4 protein-coding genes and 1 pseudogene are annotated in these 6,674 nt (G+C 74.7%); 3 read left to right on the forward strand and 2 right to left on the reverse strand.

What is annotated here, in order from left to right; genetic code table 11:
* Positions 1-23: 23 nt before the first annotated feature.
* Positions 24-2,131 (forward strand): annotated as a pseudogene (locus K7B10_RS34210) (serine/threonine-protein kinase).
* Positions 2,128-3,699, forward strand: a complete 1,572-nt coding sequence (locus K7B10_RS34215; protein WP_229342730.1) for a phytoene desaturase family protein — start codon at positions 2,128-2,130, stop codon at positions 3,697-3,699. Before K7B10_RS34210 ends, K7B10_RS34215 begins: the two are co-directional and overlap by 4 nt.
* A gap of 6 nt (positions 3,700-3,705) precedes the next feature.
* Here the strand turns inward: K7B10_RS34215 and K7B10_RS34220 are convergent, their stop codons facing one another.
* Positions 3,706-4,167: a nitroreductase family deazaflavin-dependent oxidoreductase gene (locus K7B10_RS34220; protein ID WP_229342731.1), complete on the reverse strand. Its 462-nt coding sequence runs from the start codon at positions 4,165-4,167 to the stop codon at positions 3,706-3,708.
* Positions 4,168-4,307: 140 nt separating this feature from the next.
* Between K7B10_RS34220 and K7B10_RS34225 the strand changes: the two genes are divergently transcribed.
* The gene (locus tag K7B10_RS34225) at positions 4,308-4,694 is read left to right on the forward strand and encodes a VOC family protein (protein ID WP_229342732.1); all 387 of its coding nucleotides are present in this window, start codon (positions 4,308-4,310) and stop codon (positions 4,692-4,694) included.
* A gap of 59 nt (positions 4,695-4,753) precedes the next feature.
* On the opposite strand, the gene K7B10_RS34230 is transcribed toward K7B10_RS34225, so the two are convergent.
* Positions 4,754-6,526: a serine hydrolase domain-containing protein gene (locus K7B10_RS34230; RefSeq protein WP_229345620.1), complete on the reverse strand. Its 1,773-nt coding sequence runs from the start codon at positions 6,524-6,526 to the stop codon at positions 4,754-4,756.
* Between the last annotated feature and the right edge of the window lie 148 nt (positions 6,527-6,674).

A 6,674-nucleotide genomic window follows, 5' to 3' on the forward strand; every position in this document is an offset into this window, starting at 1 on the left:
GACAACGGGGGCGGCTTTAAGACATGGCGGAGTCCAGACTGATCCAGGGCCGATACCGGTCACTCGATCTGATCGGGCGCGGCGGCATGGGCGAGGTGTGGCGCGCCCGGGACGAGTCGCTGGGCCGGCAGGTCGCGGTGAAATGCCTCAAGCCCCTGGGGCCCGAGCGGGACAACCACTTCACCCAGGTCCTGCGCGAACGGTTCCGCCGCGAGGCGCGCGTCGCCGCCTCCCTCCAGCACCGCGGGGTCACCGTCGTGCACGACTTCGGCGACGACAGCGCCGCCGGCGGTCCCCTCTACCTCGTCATGGAACTCCTCGACGGCCGCAACCTCAGCCAGCTCCTGGACGACAACGAGACGCGTCCGCTCCCCGTGGACGTGGTCGTCGACACCGCCGAACAGCTCGCCGCCGCCCTCGGCTACACCCACGACCAGGGTGTCGTCCACCGCGATCTGAAACCGGCCAACATCATGCGGCTCACCGACGGCACGGTGAAGATCTGCGACTTCGGCATCGCCCGCCTCGCCCACGACATCGGCTTCACCGCCAAGCTCACCGGCGGCGCCATGGCGATGGGCACCCCGCACTACATGTCGCCCGAGCAGATCGCGGGCGGGGAGGTCGACCACCGCAGCGACCTCTACTCCCTCGGCTGCGTCCTGTACGAGATCGCCACCGGCGCCCCGCCCTTCGACCTCGGCGACTCCTGGTCGGTGCTGGTCGGCCACCGCGACAACGCGCCCGTACCGCTGCGCGAGCACCGCCCCGAGCTGCCCGAGTACTTCGAGCAGGTGGTCCTGGACCTGCTGGCCAAGCGTCCCGAGGACCGCCCCGGCGACGCCCGCCACCTGCACCGGCGGCTCGTCGAGGGCCGCGTCGGCCCGGGCGGCCCGCCCGGCGCCCGGACGCCGCTGCCGGCGCCCGGACGCCGCTGCCGGCCTGGGCCGCCGGCATGACCGCCGGCCGCAAGGCGGGCGTCGACGCCCGCCCCGCGAGCGGTGCCTGGGCCGTGCTCACCGGCTCGTGGACCGCCGGCCGCCCCAGCGGCGAGCACCGGATCCTGCGCCCCGCCGCGGCCGAGGACCCGCGGCTCACCGCGCCCTACGGCGTGCCGTACGGGATCCCGGACGCGCCGGGCTCCGACGGCGTCGGCCTCGACGGGGCCGGTCCCGGCGCGCTCGCCGCGGGCCACACCCGGGCGTTCGCCCTCAGCCGCGCGGGCCGGCCCGAAGAGGCGCTGGCCCTGTACGAAGCCGTCGTCGAAGGCCGCACCCGGGCCCTCGGCGCCGACCACCCCGACACCCTGGCCGCGCGCCAGGAGGCGGCGTACGAACTGGGCCGGCTCGGACGCCACCGCGAGGCCCACGACGTCTACCGCGCGGTGCTCGTCGCCCGGGAGCGCGCCATGGGCCCGCTCCACCCCGACACGCTGCGCTGCCGCCACAACCTCGCGTGCGAACTCGGGGCGCTGGGCCGGTTCGCGGACGCCCAACGCACCGCCGCCGAGGTCGCCGCCGACCGGGCCGCCGTCCTGGGCGCCGAGCACCCCGACACGCTGCTGACCCGGTACGAGGCCGCGTACGCCCTGGGCCGCCTGGACCGCTGGCAGGAGGCACTCGAAGGATTCCGCCACGTCGCGGCCGTCCGGGAACGGGTCCTCGGCCGGGACCATCCGGACACCCTCGCCGCCCGCTACGAGGCCGGCATCGCACTCGGCCGCACCGGCCACGCCGCCCAGGCCCTGGACCTGTTCCGGGGCCTGGTCCGCGACCGCACCCGCGCCTACGGCGCCTCCGACCCGGAGACGCTGCGCGCCCGGCACGTCCTCGGCGTCAACCTGGGCCGGCTGGAGCGCTGGGAGGAGGCGGTGGCCGAAGCCCGCCAGGTGGCCGAGGCCCGGGCCGCGGCCCTCGGCGCCGAACACCCCGACACCCTCGTCAGCCGGCGTGAACTCGCCGTCGGGCTGGGACGGCTGGGCCGCTGGGACGAGGCCCTGCCCGTCTACCGGGACCTCTCCGGCATCCGCGAGCGCTCCCTCGGCGACGACCACCCGGACACGGTGGCGGCCCACGCCGACGAAGCACACTGTCTGGAGCGGCTCGGCCAGGTGTGTTACCAAGAGCCATGACGAGCTTCGGGCACGATGTATACGACGACGTGATCGTGGGCGGCGGGCACAACGGACTGGTCGCCGCCGCGTACCTGGCCCGGGCGGGCCGTTCGGTGCTGGTCCTGGAGCGCCTCGGGAACACCGGCGGCGCCGCGATCTCCACCCGCCCCTTCGTGGGCGTGGACGCCCGCCTCTCGCGCTACTCGTACCTCGTCTCGCTGCTCCCGGCGAAGATCGTGCGCGATCTCGGGCTGGAGTTCGCCGTCCGCAAGCGCACGGTGTCCTCGTACACGCCGTTCGAGCGTGACGGGCGGGCCGGCGGGCTCCTCGTCGGCGGCGGAGAGGCCCGCACCCGGGAATCGTTCGCACGGCTGACCGGCTCGGAGCGGGAGTACGAGAGCTGGCGGGCCTTCTACGGGCGGACCGGACGGCTCGCCGAGAAGGTGTTCCCGACGCTGACCGAGCCGCTGCCCACGCGGGCGGAGCTGCGGGCCCGGATCGACGACGAGGCGGCCTGGCGGATGCTGTTCGAGGAGCCCCTCGGGCGGGCCGTCGAGGAGCACTTCGCCGACGACCTCGTGCGGGGCGTGGTGCTCACGGACGCCCTGATCGGCACCTTCGCGGACGCGCACGACGCCTCGCTCGTACAGAACCGCTGCTTCCTCTACCACGTCATCGGCGGCGGCACGGGGGACTGGGACGTCCCGGTCGGCGGGATGGGCGCGCTCACCGATGCGCTGGCCGCGGCGGCCCGGGCGGCCGGTGCCGAGATCGCGACCGGGCACGAGGTGCTCCGCATCGAGACGGACGGGCGGGCGCCGGCCGAGGTGACCTTCCGTACGGCGACGGGGGAGGGCCGGGTCGTCGGGCGGACGGTGCTCGTCAACGCCTCGCCGCGGGCCCTGGGCGAACTGCTGGGGGAGGCGCCGGCGCCGGAACCGGCTCCCGAGGGGGCACAGCTCAAAGTCAACATGCTGCTGCGCCGGCTGCCGAGGCTGCGGGACACCTCGGTGGACCCGCGCGAGGCCTTCGGCGGGACGTTCCACATCGCCGAGGGCTATGCGGAGCTGGCGCGGGCCCATGCCGAGGCGGCCGCCGGGGAACTGCCGTCCGTGCCGCCCTCGGAGATCTACTGCCACTCGCTGACCGACCCCTCGATCCTGGGGCCGGAGCTCGTGGCGCAGGGGTACCAGACGCTGACCCTGTTCGGGCTGCACACCCCGGCCCGGCTGTTCGGACACGACAACCAGGGCGCGCGCGAGGTGCTGTTGACGGGCACGCTCGCGCAGTTGGACGCGCACCTCGCCGAGCCGATCACCGACTGCCTGGCCTTCGACGCGGACGGGCGCCCGTGCATCGAGGCGAAGACCCCGCTCGACCTGGAGCGCGAACTGCGGCTGCCCGGCGGGCACATCTTCCACCGGGACCTGTCGTGGCCGTACGCGGAAGACCGGGGCGCGGCGGGCCGCTGGGGCGTGGGGACCCCGTACGCCAACGTCCTGCTGTGCGGCGCGGGCGCCGTGCGCGGAGGTGGCGTCAGCGGGGTCCCCGGCCACAATGCGGCGATGGCCGTCCTGGGGCACTGACCGCAGTTACGCGGCGGGCCCGGCGGGCTCGATGACGACGATCGGGATCTCGCGGTCCGTCTTGCGCTGGTACTCGTCGTAGTCCGCCCAGTGCTTCACCATCACCGGCCAGTACGCGGCGCGCTCCTCGGGGGTCGCCGTACGGGCCGTGCCCTGGAGCACCTTCGGGCCGACCTGGATGCGGACCTCGGGGTGGGCCGTCAGGTTCTTGTACCAGAGCGGGTGTTCGGGGTCGCCTCCCTTGGACGCGACGATGAGGTAGCGGCCGTCGGCCTCGCCGTAGATGAGCGGGGTGCGCACGGCGTTGCCGGAAACCCGGCCCACGGTGGTGAGCAGCAGCGTCTGGGTGCCGTTCCAGTGGTGGCCCTCGGCCCCGTTCGACGCGACGTACTGCTTGACGTGGTCGAGCTGCCAGGTGCCCTGCCGGGGGTCCTTCGGGTGGTCCCAGTCGATGTCGGTGGTCGCCATGTGCCTGTACCTGCCTTCGCTGTTGAGCTGTCTGACGGGGTTGAACACTCAACGAAACTCAACGAGTGCGAACAGCGTCGGGCACGGTTTTATGCCCCCGGCGCGTGTGACGGCGGCGGGAGGCGTCCTAGGATCGGGTCGTGATCGCCGAACTTCAGTGTGTGGTGCTGGACTGTCCGGATCCGCTGCGGCTTGCCGAGTTCTACCGGGAGGTGCTGGGCGGGAGCGTCAACCGGCCGGACCCGCGCTGGACCGTGGACGAGCACTGGGCGACGCTGCACGTCCCGTCGGGTCAGGTGCTCGCCTTCCAGCGGGTCGCGGACCACCGGCCGCCGCGCTGGCCGGACCCCGCCCGTCCGCAGCAGTTCCACCTGGACTTCGCGGTGGCCGACCTGGACCGGGCGCAGGAGCAGGTGCTGGCCTGCGGCGCGAAGCTGCTGGACGCCCGCACCGGCGCCGTCCCCGACGACTGGCGCGTCTTCGCGGACCCCGCGGGCCACCCGTTCTGCCTGGTCCGCGAGGCCTGACGCGACTGTCCCGCCCGGACGTGGCCGCAGCCACCCCTGGCGGGCCGTGCCCCGGTGCCTCAGTCCGTCGAGCGGGTCCAGCCGGTGGCCCGGACGCGGGACGCGTCGGCCGGGCGGTCCTCCGAGAAGAGGAGCCTGGCCGGTTCCGCGACCCGTACGACGTCCACGTACACCCCGCGGCCGACGTAGCGGCCGGTCGCGGTGTGGCGGAAGCGCAGGTGGACCGGGCGGCCCGCCCAGGCGGTGAGCGGGGCCTCCAGGCGGTGCCAGATGCGGCCGGACCAGCCGCCGGCGCTGCCCCGCGGCCACTGCTCGGGGGCGCCGCCCGTCGATCGCAGGGTGCTGAACGCCAGCGGCTCCCAGCTCTGCCCGTCGGCCGAGGCCTCCAGGTGGAAGGCTCCCTCGCCGGGCACGGTGTCCCACCACACGGCGCAGCGCAGCCGGGCCGCGGCCGTGGCCGGGGTCAGCGGCGGCAGGGTGAGGGTGCCGGAGCCGCCGGTCTCCATGCCGGAGTACCAGGCCGGGCCGCCGTGTTTCGTACGGACCGGGACGGCGCGGGCGAAGCGGTTGCCGACGGCGACGCGCGGTGCGCTGCCGGCCCGCCAGGTGCGCACGGGGTGTACGGAGTTGCCGAGCAGGACGAGGAAGGAGTCGGTGGAGGGGTCCAGCACCAGGGAGGTGCCGGTGAAGCCGGTGTGGCCGGCGGAGTGCGGGGTGGCCATGGCGCCCATGTACCAGTGCTGGTAGAGCTCGAAGCCGAGGCCGTGGTCGTCGCCGGGGAAGGCGGTGTTGAAGTCGGTGAAGAGCAGTTCGACGGAGGCGGGGCGCAGGATGCGCCGGCCGGCGTAGACACCGCCGTCGAGGAGGGTGCGGGCGAGGACGGCCAGGTCGAAGGCGGTGCCGAAGACGCCCGCGTGGCCGGCGACGCCACCGAGGGCGTACGCGTTCTCGTCGTGGACCTCGCCCCAGACCAGTCCGCGGTCCAGGCCGGACCAGGGGGGCCGCTGGATTTCGGTGGCGGCGGTGACGCGGCGCCAGGAGAGCGGTGGGTTGTAACGAGTGCGGTGCATCCCGAGCGGAGCGGTGATCTCGTCGTGGAGCAGGAGATCCAGAGTGTGACCGGTGATCCGTTCCAGGAGCAGCTGGAGCGCGATGAGGTTGAGGTCCGAGTACCGGTACACCGTCCCCGGGGTGTCCTGCGGGCGCACGCCGCACAGCATCCTCAGCTGACCCTCCCGGGTGGACTGCTGGTAGAAGGGGGCCCACGAGCGCAGCCCCGAGGTGTGCGTGAGCAGCTGGCGCACCGTGATCAGCTCCTTGCCGCCGCCGGTGAACTCGGGCAGGTACCGGTCCACCGGAGCCTCCAGCTCCAGCCGGCCGCGCTCCATCTGCTGCACGGCCAGGAGCGAGGTGAACAGCTTGGTCAGCGACGCCAGGTCGAAGACGGTGTCCTCGGCCATCGGGATGCGCTGCGCCGCCGGGAACTCCCGGACCCGGTCGGTGCGCCCGTCGTAGTCCGCGTACCGCACGGCCTCGCCCATCGCGCGGTGCAGGGCGATCGTGCGGCCCCGGCCGGCGAGCAACACGGCCCCGGCGTAGTAAGGGTGTTCCGGGGAGGGGCCGAGGAACCTCCGGGCCTCGTCGGCCGCCGCCTCCAGGTGCCTCTCGACCAGCCCCGCCTGCCGTGCCGACCCGTACCGCAGGCGCAGCCCCTGCAGGGCCCGCCGCTCGGCCGGTTGGCCCGCGGCCCCCGCGGCCCCGGGCAGCGCGGCGTGCAGGAGCAGTACCCCGCCCAGCGCCAACAACCGCCCGCCGAGCCGCCGTCGGCTCAGCCCGGCCGCGGCAGCCCCCGCCGCGGCAGCCCGGGGCCCGGCGTCCCCGGCCGCGGCAGCCCCGGCTCCGCCCTGCCCGGCAGCCCCGGCTCCGCCCTGCCCGGCAGCCCCGGCTCCGCCCTGCCCGGCAGCCCCGGCTCCGCCCTGC

Source organism: Streptomyces flavotricini (genome assembly GCF_020639365.1).
Classification (GTDB): Bacteria; Actinomycetota; Actinomycetes; order Streptomycetales; family Streptomycetaceae; genus Streptomyces; species Streptomyces flavotricini.

Excerpts from the sequence above, each read along its gene's own strand:
- K7B10_RS34215 (WP_229342730.1), top strand. The coding sequence starts at position 2,128 with ATGACGAGCTTCGGGCACGATGTATACGACGACGTGATCGTGGGCGGC.
- K7B10_RS34220 (WP_229342731.1), bottom strand. The coding sequence starts at position 4,167 with ATGGCGACCACCGACATCGACTGGGACCACCCGAAGGACCCCCGGCAG.